This is a genomic window from Delftia sp. ZNC0008, assembly GCF_000799035.1.
GTDB lineage: Bacteria > Pseudomonadota > Gammaproteobacteria > Burkholderiales > Burkholderiaceae_C > Comamonas > Comamonas tsuruhatensis.
This window is the reverse complement of the sequence record NZ_JTKZ01000068.1, coordinates 70,132-88,060: the sequence shown is the minus strand read 5'-3', so window position 1 is coordinate 88,060 and position 17,929 is coordinate 70,132. Positions and strand designations below refer to the sequence as shown.

Here is a 17,929-nt window from a genome sequence, read left to right as displayed (position 1 = left end):
AGCTTCAATGGCTCGCATTGCAAGTTGGAAAACCAGGCATGGCCCGAGGGCGCGCCAGGGCCGGGCACTCGCGTGGCCGGCCCTGGCGCTGTGGACGTGCGCACTGGCACTGGCCAGTACGCCGGCGCATGCCCAGGGGCGCGCGGACACCGTGCTGTCCCAGATGCCGCTGTTCGTGAACCAGGCGTTGGCGCCCTTGAACATGCTGGTGATGGGGCGTGACCACAAGCTGTACTACGAGGCCTACAACGATGCCTCCGACCTCAACGGAGACGGTGTGATCGATGTCGGGTACAAGCCGGACCAGATCGACTACTACGGCTACTTCAACAACAACGTCTGCTACAGCTATTCCAAGGGTGTTTTCGTGCCCTCGCAGGCAGCGACCGGAAGCAACAGGAAAAAGTGCTCGAACAACTGGAGTGGCGACTTCCTGAACTATCTGGGCACATCGCGCATGGACGCCATACGCCGCGTGCTTTATGGCGGCATGCGTGCGGAGGACACGGCTTCGCGCACCGTTTTGCAGACCGCCTACATTCCCAGGGATGCGCACAGCTGGGGCAAGGCCTATGACCCTGCGCGGGATCTCGAGGTCTACAGCATTTCGGACTATGCGCCGCTGCGCCCGCCGGCGGTCGGCACGCGCCATCTGTTTGCCGTCACCACGCTGAAGGAGACCACTGACGCCGTCACCCAGTTGCGCGTGCTCAATGACTCCTCGTTCCAGATCTGGGATTGGGTGTCCCAGGAGGGCTTTGCAGGGCAGAGCAACTGTGCAGGCGGCAATTCGTGCGCGCGAGGCACCAGCAGGATCACCGACTACAACCTGCTTGTGGAGGCCTGCTCCAGCAGCAATGCCCAGTTGCTCGAGGGCAGTTGCAAGGCCTATCCCAACGGCGGCAAGACCATCTACAAGCCCACGGGGCTGCTGCACGACTTCGGAGAGAACGGGAAGATGTACTTCGGCCTGCTCACAGGCTCGTACGAGAAAAACATCGCCGGCGGCGTGCTGCGTCGCAATATCAGCAATTTCGCAGAGGAGGTCGACCCTCAGACGGGCCAGTTCAGGACGGCTGTCAATGGCGTGGTCGCCAACATAGACCGCCAGCGCCTGATCGGCTACACCGGCGGCAAATACGTGGAATGCGGCTGGATCACGTCCGGCCCCATCAGTTCGCTGGACAAGCCCTCGAAGTGTGCCATGTGGGGCAATCCCATCAGCGAGATGATGTTCGAGACCATGCGCTATTTCGGCGGCGCGTCCCAGGCCCTCGGCATCTATGACTACGCCGGCGGCTCCTCCAAGGATGCGTCCCTGGGCCTGTCCAAGCCCGCTTGGGAAACGCCCTACAAGGCCAAGGCCGAAGGCGGGGGCGGCTACCAGTACTGCTCCCGTCCCGTCATGACGGTGCTCAGCGACATCAATCCCTCCTACGACGGCAAGCTGCCCGGCAGCCGCTACGCGAGCCTCGGCGCCAGCGCCCTCAATGGCTTCAATGTCTCTGACGAGGTGGCGGCCATCGGCTCGGCAGAGCGCATGGACGGGAAGAACTTCTTCATCGGCCAGTCAACGTCGGCCAATGCCGACCAGGCTCCTTCGGTCAAGACCATTGCAGACCTGTCCTGGGCGCGCGGCCTGTCTCCCGAGGAGCCCAGCAAGGAAGGCACCTACTATGCCGCCGGTGTGGCCCGTTTCGGCGCCAGGAATGCCATCTTCGGCAACAGCCAGGGCAAGAATGCGCTGAGGACCTACTCCGTGGCCATTGCGTCACCGCTGCCGGAAATACGCTTTCCGATCGGCGGCAAGCGCTTTGTGACCATTGCGCCGTTTGCCAAGACCGTCTCCGGCAGTGCCGGTGGCAGCACCGTGAACAATGCGGTCTTCACGCCGACCAACCAGATCGTCGACTACTACGTGGTCAACATTGCCAACACGGGCAAGGCGGACATCGATGCCTCGGTCAATGGCGGGCGTCCCTATGCGGAGTTCCGCATCAACTACGAGGACGTGGAGCAGGGCGCCGACCATGACATGGACGCCATCGCGCGCTACACGGTCGCGCTGCAGGCCGATGGCACGGTGAAGATCGACATGGTGTCCGAATACGCCTCTGGCGGCCTGGGGCAGCACATGGGCTATGTGATCTCGGGCACCACCAAGGACGGCATGTACCTGGAGGTGCGTGACAAGGACACGGCTTCGGCCTACTACGCCTACAACACGCCCCCCAATCGCGATCCGGGCTACTGCCGGGGCAGCATCTCGGCCCAGCAGCGCACGGAATGCTCGAACCTGGGACTCACGGCCACCCGCAGCTTCACTCCCGGCAATGCGACCGACGCGGGCAGCTTCCTGAAGGGACCGCTGTGGTATGCCGCCAAGTACGGTGTGCCGGACCGCGACCCCTCCAAGATCACGGGAGATCCGGACAACTATTTTCTGGTGACCAATGCCGGCACGCTCAAGGACCAATTGACCAAGGCGTTCAACGACATCCTGCAGAGCATCAGTTCCGTGACGGCGGTCAGCGTGGACATGCCCACGGCGACACTGGGCGAAGGCGCCGACCTGTACCGGACCACGTTCGAGGTCCAGTACTGGAGCGGCGATGTCATCCGCGAGAAGCTCACCACCAGCGACAGAACGCTGGTCTGGAGCGCGGCGGAACTCCTGTCGGCGCGGTCCGCCGATGACCGCAAGATCTACTATCCCAGCAGGACCGGCAGTGCCGTGTCGCTGAGCCCTTTCACGTACTCCAGTCTCAGCGGGCAGCGCTCCGATGCGTCCTGGCTGGCCGTGCTCAACACGGACCCGGCCACGAACTCCGCCGATGGCCAGGCAAAAAAGCGCATCGAGTTCCTGCGTGGCGAGGTGCGCGATGACTTGCGCGTGCGCAAGCCCCTGGCCAGCGGAAAGCCCAATGTGCTGGGCGACATCGTCAATTCCTCGCTGGTGCGGGTCAAGGGCGGCCTGTACCGCGCCTCCGCCGCGGACAAGCTGGAGGGCAGCACCACCTATGCCGCCTTTGCCGCGAAACAGGCTGCCAAGGAGATGCTGTATGTGGGTGCCAACGACGGCATGCTGCACGCCTTCGACGCGGCATCGGGCAAGGAGGAGTTCGCCTTCATTCCATCGGGCGTGAAGGATTCGCTCAATGTCCTGGCGTCCCGGTATGGCGCGGGCGGCGCTCCCCACCGCTACTTCGTGGACGGGACGCCCGTGGTCTCGGATGTCTACTTCGGCAACGCCTGGCACAGGGTGCTGGTCGGCAGCCTGGGCGCGGGCGGGCGGCAGGTCTTCGCGCTGGACGTCACGGACCCCACCTCCCCCCGGTTGCTGTGGGAGTTCGGGGTTGAACAGGACGACCGCATGGGTTACTCGATGCCCGCGCCTGTCGTTGCGCGGCTCAACGATGCCGGCCGGTCCAAGGGCAGGTGGGTGGTATTCCTGTCCAATGGCTACCAGGCGTCGAACAGCGCCTCCGGCGAGTCCAGCCTGTTTGTGCTGGATGTCTCCAGTGGCGAGGTCATCCGGCGCTTTGATTTCGCGGCAGGCATGACGGCCGCGGAGCTGAACGCGCTGCCTGCGCCGAAAAACGGCCTGTCGCGCGCCGCCGTGGTGGACAACAACGGCGATGGCAAGGTGGACCTGGCCTATGCCGGTGATCTTGCGGGCAATGTATGGCGCGTGGACCTGGCCAGCGGTGCCAGCGGCTCATGGAATGCGCAACTGTTCTTTGTGGCACGCGAGTCCGAACGCAGCGGCGGCAAGCGGCTGTCCATCACCACCGCGCCCTACGTGGTGCGGCACTCCAGCGGCAAGGGCGATGTGGTGGCCTTCGGCACGGGCCGCTTCATGACGGATGACGACAAGCTGGACATGCGCCGGCAATCGGTGTTCGGCGTCTGGGATCGCTACGGCACACCCGCCACGACTGCGCCGCAGCCGCTGCCTACCGCCGGCAAGGGGCGTGGGGATCTGCAGGCCCAGCAGTTCACCCAGGTGAGCGGCTTTCCGGGCAAGTTCGCCCTGTCGGCCAACCCGGTCACCTGGTACAAGGACGCCACCAGCACCGCCGACTCCAATGTGCACAGCTGGGGCTGGTACGTCGATCTGCCGCGCGACGGAGAAAGACTGGTCTACGACATGAGCCTGTACGGGCGGGGGCTGGTGTTCACCTCCATCCGGCCACCGCTGGGCGACCCCTGCTCCGCAGGCCTGGCCAGCACGATCTACGCCATCGATCCCGACACCGGGGGCAAGACCGACTATGTCGCCTTCGATGTGAACGGCGACGGCATCTTCAACGCCTCCGACAACCTGGCAGGCCAGCAGGTCAACGGCCGCGAGGTGGGGCCGGGCAAGCCCACCATCAGCGGCGCGAAGATCTTCGACTCCAGCGGAAAGCCAAGCGGGGCAGGAGACCCAGTCAAGACCGGGGGCGACGATATCAACAGCGGAGTGGACCGGGGGCGACAGAGCTGGCGCCGCCAGCCAGCGAACCCGTGACCGCCATGCCATCCACTACACACCCATCCACTACACACAGGGGCCTGCCGGCCCCGGCCGTCTGGCTGGCCCTGCGGGCCCCAGAGGAGAAATGCGTGCGCAGCAAGCTACATGGATTCACGCTGATCGAGCTGATGATCACGGTGGCGGTGATCGCCATTCTTTCGGCGATCGCCTACCCCTCCTACCAGGAATACGTGCTGCGATCGCGGCGCGTGGAAGCGCAAAGCCTGCTGGGCGAGGCCGCCGCCCGGCAGGAGCGCTGGCGGGCGCAGAACGGCGGCTACACAAGCTCCGTCGCCAACCTCAGGCTGCCCTGGGGGGACAAGTCCGAGAACGGCCACTACACCCTGACGATGGCCACGGCCGCCAATGACGGCGGCTACACGCTCAAGGCCACGCGCACAGGCCGCCAGGCATCGGACAGGCGCTGCGGCGACTACACCCTGAACGCCCTGGGCGTGAAGGGCATCTCGCCCCTGGGAACGGTGGGAGACTGCTGGCGCTGAGCGCCACCGGGGCCGGGGCCTCAGTCCTGTGCCTCATCCACAAATTCCACCATGGCCGCCGACACCTCGAACTGCTGCTGCACAAAGCCCAGCATGCGGTAGTAGGTGCTGTCGGTTCGGCCGTAGGCAAGCGCCCCCAGCCGGATGGCGGCCGCCGCCATGTTCCAGTGTTGGGCGAAGGCCTCGCGCTCCATGGGCCCCGCTGCGCGCAGGCGCCTGATGTGCTCCAGCGCCAGTTCCACGGCCAGCTCCACATCGGCATCGGTGCCGTCGTCGTCGTAGTTGGCGTTGTCGTGTTCGCCTGCCACGCGTACCAGGAATTCCAGGGATCGCTGCATGAAGGCCAGAGCGGTCCGCATGGTGCAGTGGGTCCTGCGATGCCTGCGGCAAGCCTTGGCTTTTCCCGCTTGGCGGGTGGTGAGGGAAGGGGGTGGTCGGGAAGCGGGTGAAGATGCGGTCATGGTTCTTGCTCCGGGCTCATTGAGCACCACACGCTGCCTTACGAAGGGCGACGGGTGGACGAGATGTTCGTAACACGTCCGGAGCCGTGCGGCCATCCTCGCGGGTAGGCCCATCTCGCCCGAAACCATGCAGGCTGGCGCGCACGGGCGCACCAGCCTCTTAAATTTGGGCATGACAAAACCCCGCTTGAAGGTGGGGGCTGCAACCTCTCCAGATAGGTGTTACGACACACCGGGCCTTTCGGCTTGGCGACAAGTGTAATGACTTCTGCCCCTGGCCTGGGAGACGCCGCAAGCCTGCAGTCCGGCTGACAAACTCGCGAGTCGCTGGCGGGCCGTCCTGCCCTGGACTCAATTGCCCTGTGTGAACGTGGTGTGGCTCGTGATCAGGTTGCGGTAGTCGGGGATGTGGTTGGAAAACAGAGTGCCCAGCCCCTGCATATCGTTGCGCCAGTCGCGGTGCAGTTCGCAGGCAGCGCCGAACCAGCTCATCAGTTGCGCGCCGGCCTGCGACATGCGATTCCACGCCGCATCGCGGGTGATGGAGTTGAAGGTGCCGGAGGCGTCAGTGATCACGAAGACGTCGAAGCCTTCCTCGATGGCCGACAGTGCCGGGAAGGCCACGCACACCTCGGTCACCACGCCGGCGATGATCAGTTGCTTCCTGCCCGTGGCCTTCACGGCCTTGACGAAGTCCTCGTTGTCCCAGGCGTTGATGTTGCCGGGCCGGGCGATGTAGGGCGCCTGGGGAAACTGGCTCTTGAGCTCCGGCACCAGCGGTCCGTTGGGGCCGTTCTCGAAGCTGGTCGTCAGGATGGTGGGCAGCTTGAAATAGCTGGCGATGTCGGCCAGCGCCAGCACGTTGTTCTTGAACTTGTCCGGGTCGATGTCGCGTACAAGGGACAGCAGGCCGGTCTGGTGGTCTACCAGCAGCACGGCGGCGTTGTTCTTGTCCAGGCGGACGTAGGGCTTGGTCATGGTGAATCTCCTTGGGTCGCCCAGACAAAGGTCTTGGCTGATGGAAGGAGAATAGGATTTGAACGATGAACGCGGTAGTCGTTAATATTTGCCATCAGAGTCTTATCTGAGGAACGATGAAGACGGTGTGCAATGAAAGACCTGAACGACCTCTACTACTACGTGCAGGTGGTGGACCACGGCGGCTTTGCGCCCGCGGGCAGCGCGCTGGGGATGCCCAAATCCAAGCTGAGCCGGCGCATCGCGCAGCTGGAGGAGCGTCTCGGCACGCGCCTGATCCAGCGCTCCACGCGGCGATTTGCCGTCACCGAGACCGGCCAGACCTACTACGGCCACTGCAAGGCGATGCTGGTGGAGGCCGACGCCGCCGACGAGGCCATCGCGCTGACCCACGCCGAGCCGCGCGGCATCGTGCGCATGACCTGCCCGGTGGCGCTGCTCGATGCGCGCATCGCCGACATGCTGGCGGCCTTCATGGCCGCGTATCCGCGCGTGGAGATCCACCTCGAGGAAACCAACCGCCGCGTGGACGTGGTGGGCGAAGGAATCGACGTTGCCATCCGCGTGCGCCCGCCGCCGCTGGAAGACAGCGACCTGGTGATGCGCATGCTCGCCGAGCGCGGGCAATGCCTGGTGGCCTGCCCGCAGCTGTTGACAGGCGGCATCCCCCAGGTGCCCGCCGATCTGGCAGGCTTGCCGAGCATGGACCTGGGCCTGCCGCAGCACGAGCATGTGTGGCACCTGATCGGCCCGGACGGCACGCAGGCGGCCATCCGCCACCGGCCGCGCCTGGTCACGCGCGGCATGCTGGCGCTGCGCGCGGCGGCCTTGGCGGGGGTGGGCGTGGTGCAACTGCCCTCGATGATGGTGCGCGAGCAGATCGCGCGCGGTGAACTGGTCCACGTCATCCCGGGCTGGGCGCCACGGCGCGAGATCATCCACGCGGTGTTCGCCTCTCGGCGCGGGCTGCTGCCGGCCGTGCGGGCGCTGCTGGATTTCCTGGCCGAGCGGTTTGAGGCGCTGGACGAAGACTGAGCTGCCGGCAAGCCCCATGGTGGCGATTGCAGCAGTTCATGGCTGCATCTCGACCTGTGGGGCACGGCTCCTGCCGCATGTCCGTTCAATGCGGGTGTTGGTGTCCGGATGGCATGCGCTTGGGTTGCTGCACCCAGACCTTGACCTTGTATTCGCCAGCCTTTTCGAACTGCAGCGTCAGGTCGAAGCGATCACCCTCGCGCAGGGGCTGCGTGAGTCCGATCAGCATGAGGTGGTGTGACTGGCCATGGCGCAACTGGACCTCCTGGCCTGCGGGCAGTTCGATGAAGGGCACTTCGCGCATGCGCATGATGTCGCCCTCCATCTTCATCTCATGCAGCTCCACGCGTGTGGCCGCTGGCGTGCTTGCCCCGATGAGCCGGTCGGCGTTCTTTCCCTTGTTCCTGATCCCCCGCAAATACGCCGCCCCGTTGCTGGAGCCGGCGATGGAGGGCGTGGCGTAGGGGTGGTCTATGACCAGGTCTCCCGCCCGGAAGTCATGGGCCCGTGCCGTCAGCGGCAGTGTCAGGGTACAGCCCGTGCCCAGCAGCATTCCAAGCGCCTGGCGGCGAAGCATTGTGGTCATTTCCAGTTCCTTTCCAACAGGGCATCGGGGGTCCAGATCAGCCGCAGGCCTGCCACCGTATGGCCTTTGCCGGCAATGTGCTCGCGCCCGGCTTCAAGCGCGATCAGAACGCTTTTGACGGGGCGCCAGCCGGCCATGGCCGTGAAGCGGCGCGATGGGTTGTTGGGCAGCAGGTTGGCGTCCGTGGCCACCAGCAGGGCGCCCGGCCCGCTGACGCGATTGGTGCTTCTGAGCCATTCCTGGCGGGCACCGAATTCCCAGCGCGCGTGCGGCTGCCAGAGCACCTCCAGCCAGCCGCCCAGCGTGCGGCCCTGGTAGCGGGTGTCGCCGTTCTGGGAATAGAGGTTTCCGCTTTCGCGCCGCCAGATGCCTGCTGCGGTGAGCTGGACGCCTAGCAACGGCGTGGTCCAGGTGGCGCTGGCCCCGGCCAGGTCCACGGTGCCGTCGAAGCAGGTGATGTCGCGCAGGCTGGCGTTGCACTGTGGCGCCGTGTGGATGTGGCCGCTGTTGGAGCGCTGCACATAGGCGCCGCGGCCCTTGGGCTGCATCCGGCTGTAGAAGACGTCTGCCTGCACCGAGGTCCAGGCGGCGCTGGCATGCACGACGGGCGCCCAGGCGGCGTTGTCGCTGCCGGGAAAGCGCCGGGCGCGCCAAAGCCCCAGGTCAATGCCCTGCAGCCAGGACATGGCGCCTTGCAGGTGGGGACGCCAGGCGGCGTTGACGCCATCCTCGATCCAGTCGCCGTTGAAGGCCGCCCGCTTGGCCAGCGGCATCTGGCCGTAGCGGTCGAAGTGCCCGGCACGCGTGAGCACCTGCCCCATGGGCACGCGGTTGCGGCCTGCGCCCAGGGTCAGTTCGGCGTCTGAGCCGCTGCGCGCCTCCATCCAGGCGGCCTCCACGTGGGCTGGGTCGCTGTCGTGCCAGCCCATCGCGATGTTGGCCCCCAGTTGGGGAGATACGCGCAGGCCGGCGCCCAGGGTGCCATGCTCCAGCCGCCAGCCGCGCTGGTCGTCAGGCGTGTCGCCCAGGCCCAGCGTGCCGGCCAGCCTGGGCGCCGGCAAGGTGGAATCGCCATGGAGATAGGCGGCCACCGCCGCCATGTCGATGCGCAGGCCGTTGGTCTGCGGTATGCCGTCATCCAGGGTGTGCGCGGCGGCGCTGCCTGCCGACAAGGCGATGGCGATGGCGATGGCTGCCGCCAGCGGCGTGCGTTGCGCGAGGAAGGTGCGTTGCATGCTATTGGCCTGCCTGCTGTGCAAAGGGATCGGCGAGCCTGGGGTTGGTGAGCAGCTCATGGTCCGTGAGGGTTTTGAGAAAGGCCAGCAGGTCGGCGCGGTCGTCGGCCGTCAGGGCGATCTGGTTGATGAAGTCGTTCTTGTTGGGGTTGGCGCGCCCGTCGCCGGCATGCGGGCCGGACGTGATGTTGCGGCCCCCGGCTGCATAGAACTGCAGCACTTCCTCCAGCGTCGCGATGCTGCCGTCATGCATGTAGGGGCCGGTGACTTCCACATTGCGCAGGCTGGGCGCGCGGAACTTGCCCATGTCCTTGAAGAGCTGGGTCAGTTCGTAGACGCCCCGGTTGGGCTCGGGGAAGGCGCCGGTGCCGCCGATGTTGTAGAGGCCCGTGTTGTGGAACGGGGTCTCGACGATGCGGCTGCCCGCGTGCACGATCTGGTCGTTGAAGTTGAAGCTGCTGTGGCAGTGGAAGCATTCGGCCTTTTCGCCGAAGAACAGGTTCATGCCGCGCTGCTCGGCCGGGTTCAGTGCCGTGCTGCCCTTGAGGTACTGGTCATATTTGCTGTTGCCCGAAAGAATGGTGCGCTGGAATGCCGAGATGGCGTGGATCACATTGCCCCAGGTGATGGGCGCTGCCTGGTCCGGGTAGGCCCTGGCGAAGCGCGGGCCGTAGCCGGTGTCGGCAGCCAGCCGCGCGAGGATTTCCTCCTTGTTGTTGTCGTTGACGCCCATCTCCACCGGGTCCGTGCCGAACAGCGGCGTCTCCATCTGCTTTTCAAGCGTGACCAGCGAGGGGTTGGCCCAGGTCAGCGTGGCGTTGTAGACCACGTTGGCCAGGCTCTGGGCGTTGCGCGGATGTGCGTGCCCCGTGGAGCCCAGTGAGGTCGTCAGGCCATCGGTGAAGGCCTTGGACTGTATGTGGCAGCTCGCGCAGGCCTGCGTGCCGTTGCCCGACAGGCGCCTGTCATAGAACAGAAAGCGGCCGAGCTCGGCCTTCTCTGCCGTCATGGGATTGGTGTCGGGCACCTTGGGGGTGGGGAAAAAGGAGGGCAGCACCCAGGACCAGCCCGTGCTGCTGCCGGAGTCATCGTGGACGGCGGTGTCGCCGCCCCCGCAGCCCGCCAGGGCGATGGCCCCGGCAAGGCCGCACAGGGCGGCGGTCCATGCCGCCACCCGCCGAAGCGAATGGGGCTTGTGCATTACTTGGCCTCGGTACGGAACACGGTCTGGCCGCTGCCTTCATTGATGGAGCGGCCCGTGGTCAGATCGATCTTGAGCGCGCTGAAGATGGGCACGCATTCCGGATCGGTGGCCCCGGACATGCAGCCGGCGGCGCCGCCCAGGTCTTCCTTGACGTTCGAGCCCTGCAGCAGCTGCGCTATGTCCAGCACCACCTTCTGGGTGCCGGCATTGAAATCGCCGAACCCGAAATCCATGCGGTCCGGACGCGCGCAGCTGACCGTCTCGCCGGTCACGGGGTTGCCCGTGCAGCCGGTGGAGCCCAGGTGGACGTAGAAGGTCTTGCCGGGGGCGGCCGGCGCGGGGCGGGCCACGCCGCCCACGGGGTTGACCTCGATCTGGGCGAACTTGCGGCCGGCCTGCCAGGACCAGGCCAGGGCCTGCACATCGAGCGGCTTGGGTGCGACAGCATAGTCGGTGTGGTTGACCGAGGAGGGCACGCCCACGGTCATCTTGATGCCCTTGTACGTGCCTGCGGGCACCGTGCCCCTGACCTGCGTGTTCTGCGCCTGCGTGCCTGCGTCGGCGCATGCGCCGGTGCCGTCCTCCAGGTCGATCAGCGTCACCTCCTTGGTCTGCCAGTCGTTGACGTCCAGGGTGACGGCCACGGCCTCGCCCTTGTCATTGATCAGCGAGACGCCGCTGACGTAAAAGCGCAGGTCATGCAGGTCCACCGTGGCCTGGCTGGTTCCCATGCCGGGGATGGGCGTGCCGCATTTGGCGGGCAGGTTGCCGGCCTTGGCGGCGAACTCGATGGCCACGGGCTGGGGGCCCGTGGGCGTGGTGGGCGTGGTGGGCTGGCCGTTGTCACCGCCTCCGCCGCCACCGCAGGCGGCCAGCAGCAGCGGCAGCGCGGTGGCGATCAGGGCGAGGGGAAAGCGGGAGTTGTCAAAGTAAGTGGTACGCATGGGTAAACGGTTTCTTGGTGCCTGCGCTGGGGCCATGGCTGCGCGCAGGCGTGGGTAACCCTGCAGGCTGCGACACGGGTCGCGGCTTGGCATGGGAAAGGAATTCGGGAATGGGCGACGGCATGCCGCCCGTGCGGCCCTTTCGGGCTTCAGGGAAGGGGAGGCGCCCTGGGGGGAGTGCTCAGCACCACGCGCAGCACGGTGTCCCGCGGGCGCAGGGCCTGGGGCGGCAGCGGGGTGGGAGGCGGCGGCGCGGCAAAGCGCAGGTCCGCGCGGGACACATCAGGAGGGGCATCGCCCACGACCCGGCACAGCGGGCAATGCGCCTGGCCAGCGGCCGTGGTTTGACCATCGGCTTTGGGCTCGCCTGCAGCAGACACCGGTTGCGCCTGCTGCAGTCCCAGGGGCGTGCAGACTTCCATGGCCAGCCGCGCCAGCGGGTCGCCACTGCCCTGGCCCGATGCCAGCACCATCGCCAGGGCAGGGTGCACAAAGGCGAACAGCAGCGCCGCAGCCATCCATGCGGCAAAGCGCCGTCCCTGGTCGCGCCGCTGTCGTGCGCCCGGCAACGCCCACGGCCAGGCGGGTGGCCCGAAGGCCACCCAGCGCTTGATGCGGAAGCTGCTGCAGCGCATGGGCCCTGTGTCAGTGCTTGTGATCGTGGCCCGAGGGCGCCGCCTTGGTGGCCAGCGGGCGTACGGGCGCCTGCACCTGCACGGATTCACGCTTGCCGTCCTTGCCTTCGATGATGAGGGTCAGGGGCACGGTCTGGCCTTCCTGCACCTGCTGCTTGAGGTCCAGCAGCATCACGTGGTAGCCGCCGGGCTTGAGCTCCACGGTCTTGCCTGCTGGCAGCGCGATGGACGGCACCTGGCGCATCTTCATCACGTTGTCCTGCATGGCCATCTCATGGACTTCGACGACCGGCGTCAGGGGCGAAGTCGCTGCGACGAGCTTGCTGTCCTGGGCGGCCTGCAGTTTCAGGAACGCGCCAGTGGCCTTTTGCTGCGGCACGGTGGCGCGCACCCAGGCATCACTGACGCTGACCTGGGCATTGGCGAATCCGCTGATCATGGCGGCGGCGAGGGCAAGCAAACGGACGTGGCGTTTCATGGGTTTCTCCTTCGTTGGCAAAAATGTCGTGTGTGTCGGGTGCGTGCCTGGTGCGTGACTGGTACGCGACTGGTGCGGTGGACGGCTGGAAGGTGTCCATCAGAAGCGCAGGTTCATGCTGGCATAGACGCCGCGCCCGTCGGCGGGCGAGTAGCCCGAGGAGCCGCTGTCATACCAGGCGTAGACGTACTTGCGGTTGGTGACGTTCTTGACCTGCAGGCCCAGGTCCATGGTGTCCGAGAGCCGGTAGCTGGCACCCAGGTTCAGCACGGCGAACTTGCCTGCGCGGCCCTGGGTATTGGTGCGCTCCAGGTAGTAGTCGCCCTGGGCATTGCCCCAGGCCGACAGCTTCAGCCGGTCCGTGGCCTGCCAGTCCACGCCGGCCGAGACCAGGTAGTGCGGCACGTTCTCGATTTCCTTGCCCAGGGTGGCGGGTGCGCTGGGGTCGGGCGCGGTGATGCGCGCCACCTGGTGGGAGTAGGCGATCCAGGCGGTGGTGCGGGCATGGGGCTTCATGTTGAGCTGGATGTCGTAGCCCTTGCGCAGCGTCTTGCCCACGTTGCCCAGGCCGCCCGGGTCGGGCAGGCCGTCCACGCCCAGCACCCGGGCCACCTCGCCCGAGGCGCGCTGCTCCCAGTAGGCCAGGCGGCCGTTGAGCCAGGGCAGGGGAGAGAACTTGACGCCCGCTTCCCAGCCATCATTGATGGAGGGCCTGAGGTTGCGATCCTGCGTGCGGTAGGCGTCGATGCCCGAGCCGATCTGGAAGGTCCGGCCCCAGTTCGCGTAGACGCTGGCCTGCTGGCTCAGGGTGTAGGCGATGCTGATCTTGGGCTGCTTGATCAGGCCGTAGTCATGCACGGGGGCGCGCGTGCCGGCCAGGCGGTCGATGAAGTGGCCATCGACATTGTCGACGCGCAGCGCCGGGATGATCCGCAGGGCTTCGATGGGGCGGATCACGGCCTGCACGTAGGCGCCCTGCGTATGGAGGTCGAAGTCCCAGTCGCGGAACTGCGAGGTCCGCACGCGCTCCGTGGTGCGGTAGCGCTGGCCCAGGTTGCTTTGCCGCTGGGCGTCCAGACCGCCTTCGAGCGTGAATTCATGCGCCCAGGCCACCTTGGGGCGCCAGGTCAGGGTGGTGATGGCGCCTTGCTGCTGCTCGTCGTTGTAGCGCTCCTGCTGCGATCCCGCTGCCGAGAAGCGCACCCAGCGCTGGTTCTCGTACTGGTTGGCGTAGACCTTGGCGGACAGCGACAGCTCGGGCGTCAGTTCGCCATCCAGGTGGGCGCTGAGCTGGCCGGTTTCCCGCTCGCCACGGTCGGCCGCCGCGTAGGCCGGGGAGCTGCGCGGCGCCTTGATGGCTTCTTCGTAGCTGAGGTAGCCCGACTCCAGCGCCTTGTTGCGGTAGTAGCGCGCGATCACGCCGGTGCGCCAGCGGCCATCGTCCGAGGTGTAGAACCATTTGCCGGACAGGGACAGCTTGCGGGCATCGGCATGGTCCCGGTAGCCGTCCGAATCGCGCCAGGCCAGGAAGTAGTTCTGGCTCCAGTTGCCGCTCTCGATGCCCTTGGACACCTGCAACTCCTGGGTCCCGAAGCTGCCCACGGTCACGCTGGCACGGCCCTCGTTGCCGCCCGTGCGGGTGATCACGTTGGCATTGCCGGCGATGTTGTTGAGGCCGTAGCGCGCGTCATTGGTGCCGCGCACGATCTCGATGGCCTCGATGTCCAGCGGGAAGACCGCGTCCAGAAAGGGCATGCCCCCGGCGTTGTCATTGCTGGGGATTCCATCGATCAACAGCTTGACCGCATTGATGCGGCCTTCGCCATTGAAGCCCCGGAAAGAGAAGCGCCCGGCATCCGTGCCCTGCTTGAACTGCGTGACCTGCACGCCGGGCGCCTTGGACAGCAGCTCCCAGCTGTAGTCCACATGCTCGTTCTCCAGCATGTCCGCGCCCACGATGTCCACGGAGCTGAACACGCTGCGTGTGGACAGCGGGCCGGAGGCCTTGGAGGTGATGTGGATGGTGCCCAGCGTCAGGGCGGAGTCGTCCTGGCTCAACGGTTGGGGGGCGACCAGGCCCTGGGCATGGGCCACCGAGGCCAGTGCCAGGGTGATGGACAGGGCCAGCGGGCTGCGCGAGAAGGAGAGGGAGACAGACATCACGTGAGGCAGACGGTGGATGGTGTGGAGGATGCGATCGGCTCAATGGGCCGGATGTGCGGATGGGGGATGCTGGCCCTGCGCGTCCATATGGACCATGCCGTCGAACAGGGACAGCAGGGCGCGGCGCGGGGCGGGCATGGCGGACTCGGCCTGCACGACCTTGCTGGCCAGGCTGCGCGCGGCCGATGCAGACAGGCCAGCCATTGCCAGCATCTTGGGGTCCTTGAGTCCATCGCCGCCACAGACGGCCACCAGCCATTGGCCCTGCGCGTCGCGCCGCAGCAGGGCCCGGCCACCGCGATCGCCTTGTATCCATCCGGCGACCGCATGGCCGCCTTCGATGGAGATGGGCGCGACCTCCAGCCTGGCCTCGGGCTTGTCCCAGGTGGCCATCATGACGCTGCGGATGGCCGCCGCATCAGCCGATCCGGCCGTGGCGGGGGGCGTCGCGCCCGAGGCCGCCGCCATGGCGGGCAGGCCCAGGACCAGGGCCATCGACAGGGCGATGCTGCTCAAAGAAAGATGTCTCATGCGTGCTCCTTGTGCGGGCTGTGCGGGCGGGGGATCAGAAGCTGGCCGCCACGCCGATCTGTGCCGAGCGGCCGGGCATGGGGTAGCCGGGGCGATAGGCGTAGTTGCGGTCGAACAGGTTCTCCACGGCCAGGAAAACCTCTCCCTTGCTGCCCAGGGCAGGCACCGGATAGGCCACTCGCAGGTTGGCCACGGCAAAGCCGGCCACGCGCTCGGTGTTGGCGGCATCGGCGCCCCGCGCGCGGCTCAGCGCCCAGACTGCCGACTGGTACTGCGCATCGAAGGCGACCCGCACCGGGCCGGCCTTGCCATTGACGCCCAGCGTCAGCGCGCGGCGCGGGCTGTAGGGCAGGTTGTCCATGCTGGGGTCCAGCAGCGTCAGGCCGGCAAAGCCCGACCAGCCGCCGCCCAGCGCCTGGCGCAGCGACAGCTCCATGCCGCGCATGGTGTAGCCGCCCAGGTTGATGAACTGCGGCGGGGGCGGGACATTGGGCGGAAAGCCGAAGACATAGCGGTTCTTGACCTTGTCGTGGAAGATGCTGGCGTCAAGCTGCGTGGCCTGCGACAGCGTCCACTTGAAGCCCAGTTCGGCGTGGTCCATCTCCTCGGCGGACAGCTGCTGCCACGTGGAGCCCAGGGCCGGAATCAGCGATGCCAGCAGCGGCGTCTCCAGCCCGGGGTAGTTGATGCCGCGCGACAGGTTGGCGTAGACGGTGAACTGCTCCGAGGCCAGCGACAGGCCCGCATGGGGGGCCGCCTTGGAGCTGAACTGGCTGTGGTCGTACATGCGCAGGCCGGCAGAGGGCACCAGGCTCCATGTCGCCGACAGCGGGATCTCCTGGCTGAGTCCCGCATAGGGGGAGGTGATCCTGAAGGTGGGCGCCTGGAAAAATCCCTGCGGCGCTGGTGCGACGCGGTTGAAAGAGGCATCGCCCGAAATGCGGTCATGGTCCAGGCCTGCAGTGACGGTGGCCCCCCTCCAGGGCGAGAACTGTTCCTTCCAGCGCAGGCCGCTCATGCGGAACTTGTTGATGCTGTCGCCGTCCGGCGCGGGCTGGTCCAGCCAGTCGCCCCGGCCATGGTTGCTGTACAGCTTGAGCTCGCCCCGCCAGTCACCATGCACGTGGGACACGGAGCTGCTGAACATGCTCGCCTTGGTGTTGTACTGGGGGGCCAGCGCTGCAGCGGCAAGCCGTGCGTCGCCAGGGTCCCTGGCCTTGTTGTCCACCTGCAGGAAGCTGGCCGCCACCGACCAGTTCGCATCCAGCCTGTAGCCAATGCGCCCCATGAGGTTGCTGAGCCGGCCATCCGCATTGGCGCGGTGGCCGTCCGAGCGCGCAAAGCCCTGGGCCAGGCTCCAATCCAGGTTGCCGCTTCTGCCCAGCAGACTGGCCTGTTCGGTGAGGGTGCCGTAGGAGCCCGCCGAGATCCTGGCATCCCCGTGCACGCCGTCCTCGGTGGCGCGGCGCGTGAGCAAGTCGATGGAGGCGAAGTTGTTGCCGTTGATCTGGGGCTGCGGGCTCTTGTAGACCGTGATGGACTGCATGCCGTTGACGGGCAGCAGGTCCAGCAGGGGATGGCTCCACAGTCCCATGTAGAACGGCAAGCCGTCCACATAGGTCTTGATCTCGCTGCCGGGCCGGCTCACACCCATGCCGCGGATATAGACGGCGCCGCCCTGATCGCCGCCAAAGGCACCCACGGGGTTGTAGCGCGAGATCTGCACACCGGGCGTGCGGCGCAGGGCCGAGGCCAGGTCCACCGCGTTCTGGTCGCGCAATTGGTCCTGGGCGATCACGGCCGAGTTGGAGGAAAACGCATCCAGCTCCATCTCTTCCACCACGGGGCGGGCATTGACGGTGACGGGGGCCATCTGAGGCTCCTGGGCATGCGCGCCGGCAGCCAGTGTGAGAAGGGCCGAGGCGATGGAGGACCTGTGGAAAACGGCCGGAATGCAGGTGAAGCGTTGGGCAAGCATGGGTGTGCACGCAGTCCGTCTGAACTGCGCAAATCATTGTTGGACGATCCAGGGCAGGCCATTGCCCGTGCGCCGCACCGCCGGCCTGGTCACAGGCGGGCGCAATGGGGGCTTGGGGCAGGCCAGGAAATGACCTCGCAACTGGCGTGGCGCAAGGCCTTGCCATGGTGTCGCGGCCAAGGCAGCCGCGCTATCGATGCGAGGGAATCAGGCCTGTGCGGGAGGCCCGCGGGGCGGAAGCGGCGCGCCGACCAGGGCTGCGATATGGGCCGCTGCAAAAGGATGCAGGGCTGCCGCCAGAGGATGGGGTTGTGCCACCGCCAGGCTGACGGGAGGCAGAGGCAATGCAGGGGCCAGGCACATCGAGCAATCGAGCGTGTGCTGACCTGGCGCCTGGGCCTGGCCCTCGTCGTCAAGAACCACCATGGTGATGGCTCCGCCGCTGGAGCAGATGAACTCCATGGTCTTGGGGTTGACGAAGGGCGAAGCCCCTGCAACACCCAGCGTCAGCAGGAACCACGCCAGGGCGAGGCGCTTCCAGAATGACGATGTGCGAAGGGTGTGCATAGCCCGCGATTATGGCGGCGATATCGGACCGACAGCAACCTTCTTGCGCAATGGCGGATGCAGATCCGGCTCGGTTGATCTTGGTCAAGGCGCTGCCGCCGCTTGAAGGCGG

Annotated in this window: 15 protein-coding genes; 3 read left to right on the top strand and 12 right to left on the bottom strand. The window is 66.6% G+C overall.

All coding sequences use genetic code 11. The features are described from left to right. The first annotated feature begins 7 nt into the window (after positions 1–7). A complete protein-coding gene (locus L995_RS02460; protein WP_047468778.1) occupies positions 8–4,513 on the top strand; it encodes a pilus assembly protein in 4,506 nt (1,501 codons plus the stop codon). A gap of 95 nt (positions 4,514–4,608) precedes the next feature. Beyond that, complete coding sequence (locus L995_RS02455) at positions 4,609–5,022, top strand: type IV pilin protein (protein ID WP_197065099.1); 414 nt, start codon at positions 4,609–4,611, stop codon at positions 5,020–5,022. A gap of 20 nt (positions 5,023–5,042) precedes the next feature. On the opposite strand, the gene L995_RS02450 is transcribed toward L995_RS02455, so the two are convergent. Together L995_RS02450 and ycaC are read right to left on the bottom strand one after the other, a co-directional pair. Then, positions 5,043–5,381, bottom strand: coding sequence for a hypothetical protein (locus L995_RS02450; protein ID WP_052195740.1), 339 nt, complete (start codon positions 5,379–5,381; stop codon positions 5,043–5,045). Positions 5,382–5,834: 453 nt separating this feature from the next. Then, positions 5,835–6,461 carry an isochorismate family cysteine hydrolase YcaC gene (gene ycaC, locus L995_RS02445; protein WP_047468776.1) on the bottom strand — a complete coding sequence of 209 codons (627 nt, stop codon included), beginning with the start codon at positions 6,459–6,461 and terminating at the stop codon, positions 5,835–5,837. A gap of 132 nt (positions 6,462–6,593) precedes the next feature. On the opposite strand from ycaC, the gene L995_RS02440 reads away from it, so the two are divergent. Continuing rightward, positions 6,594–7,496, top strand: coding sequence for a LysR family transcriptional regulator (locus L995_RS02440; RefSeq protein ID WP_047468773.1), 903 nt, complete (start codon positions 6,594–6,596; stop codon positions 7,494–7,496). 85 nt (positions 7,497–7,581) lie between these two features. Here L995_RS02440 and L995_RS02435 read toward each other — a convergent pair whose 3' ends face one another. The 10 genes from L995_RS02435 to L995_RS02390 form a co-directional block, all read right to left on the bottom strand. Beyond that, positions 7,582–8,082, bottom strand: a complete 501-nt coding sequence (locus tag L995_RS02435) for a copper chaperone PCu(A)C (RefSeq protein WP_047468770.1) — start codon at positions 8,080–8,082, stop codon at positions 7,582–7,584. After that, positions 8,079–9,317 carry a hypothetical protein gene (locus tag L995_RS02430; RefSeq protein WP_047468769.1) on the bottom strand — a complete coding sequence of 413 codons (1,239 nt, stop codon included), beginning with the start codon at positions 9,315–9,317 and terminating at the stop codon, positions 8,079–8,081. The genes L995_RS02435 and L995_RS02430 overlap by 4 nt, the downstream gene beginning before the upstream one ends. 1 nt (position 9,318) lies before the next feature. Further along, on the bottom strand, positions 9,319–10,518 hold the full coding sequence (locus L995_RS02425) for a methanobactin export MATE transporter MbnM (protein ID WP_047468766.1): 1,200 nt from the start codon (positions 10,516–10,518) through the stop codon (positions 9,319–9,321). Continuing rightward, on the bottom strand, positions 10,518–11,465 hold the full coding sequence (locus L995_RS02420) for an MbnP family copper-binding protein (protein ID WP_047468762.1): 948 nt from the start codon (positions 11,463–11,465) through the stop codon (positions 10,518–10,520). The genes L995_RS02425 and L995_RS02420 overlap by 1 nt, the downstream gene beginning before the upstream one ends. A 149-nt stretch (positions 11,466–11,614) precedes the next feature. Further along, positions 11,615–12,100: a DUF2946 family protein gene (locus L995_RS02415; RefSeq protein ID WP_046239726.1), complete on the bottom strand. Its 486-nt coding sequence runs from the start codon at positions 12,098–12,100 to the stop codon at positions 11,615–11,617. A gap of 10 nt (positions 12,101–12,110) precedes the next feature. Then, entirely contained in the window at positions 12,111–12,578 is a 468-nt protein-coding gene (locus L995_RS02410) for a copper chaperone PCu(A)C (protein WP_013803107.1), read from the bottom strand. A 99-nt stretch (positions 12,579–12,677) separates the two neighbouring features. After that, positions 12,678–14,738, bottom strand: a complete 2,061-nt coding sequence (locus L995_RS02405) for a TonB-dependent receptor (protein WP_047468756.1) — start codon at positions 14,736–14,738, stop codon at positions 12,678–12,680. 42 nt (positions 14,739–14,780) lie between these two features. After that, positions 14,781–15,272 (bottom strand): copper uptake system-associated protein, encoded by a 492-nt coding sequence (locus L995_RS02400; RefSeq protein WP_047327172.1) that lies wholly within the window; start codon positions 15,270–15,272, stop codon positions 14,781–14,783. A 34-nt stretch (positions 15,273–15,306) separates the two neighbouring features. Next, positions 15,307–17,145 carry a TonB-dependent receptor gene (locus tag L995_RS02395; protein WP_047468866.1) on the bottom strand — a complete coding sequence of 613 codons (1,839 nt, stop codon included), beginning with the start codon at positions 17,143–17,145 and terminating at the stop codon, positions 15,307–15,309. Positions 17,146–17,457: 312 nt separating this feature from the next. Beyond that, on the bottom strand, positions 17,458–17,817 hold the full coding sequence (locus L995_RS02390; protein WP_016445422.1) for a hypothetical protein: 360 nt from the start codon (positions 17,815–17,817) through the stop codon (positions 17,458–17,460). Positions 17,818–17,929 lie beyond the last annotated feature (112 nt).